General features: G+C 59.2%; 1 protein-coding gene. It reads left to right on the top strand.

Annotated features, from left to right (window positions below):
• Positions 1 to 121: 121 nt before the first annotated feature.
• Positions 122 to 417: acyl-CoA dehydrogenase family protein (locus M3190_RS15250; RefSeq protein WP_285876520.1), on the top strand; the 296-nt coding region annotated here is incomplete at its 3' end.

The following is a 417-nucleotide window of genomic DNA, read 5'->3' on the forward strand; positions in this document are numbered from 1 at the left end:
GTCGAAGCGCGAAACTGTGCAAAATTTCCGCTGTATTGGTCAATGAATCGGCGTATTCATTCGATTTGAGCGAAACTCAGAAATCGGTGAGTGCGACACACTTTCTGGAGACGGAGGAGACATGATCAACCTGCCCGGCGTGCAATTCATGCTCGGTGAAGACATCGAGATGCTGCGCGACGCCGTCGCGACGTTTGCGGCGAAGGAAATCACGCCGCGCGCGGCGGAGGTCGACCGCACCGACCAGTTTCCGATGGATCTGTGGAAGAAGTTCGGCGATCTCGGCGTGCTCGGCATGACCGTCTCCGAGGAATACGGCGGCGCGAACATGGGCTACACCGCGCACATGGTCGCGATGGAAGAGATCTCGCGCGCGTCGGCGTCGATCGGCCTGTCGTACGGCGCGCATTCGAACCT

It is taken from the genome of Microbacterium oleivorans (genome assembly GCF_023715745.1).
GTDB classification, from domain to species: domain Bacteria; phylum Actinomycetota; class Actinomycetes; order Actinomycetales; family Microbacteriaceae; genus Microbacterium; species Microbacterium oleivorans_D.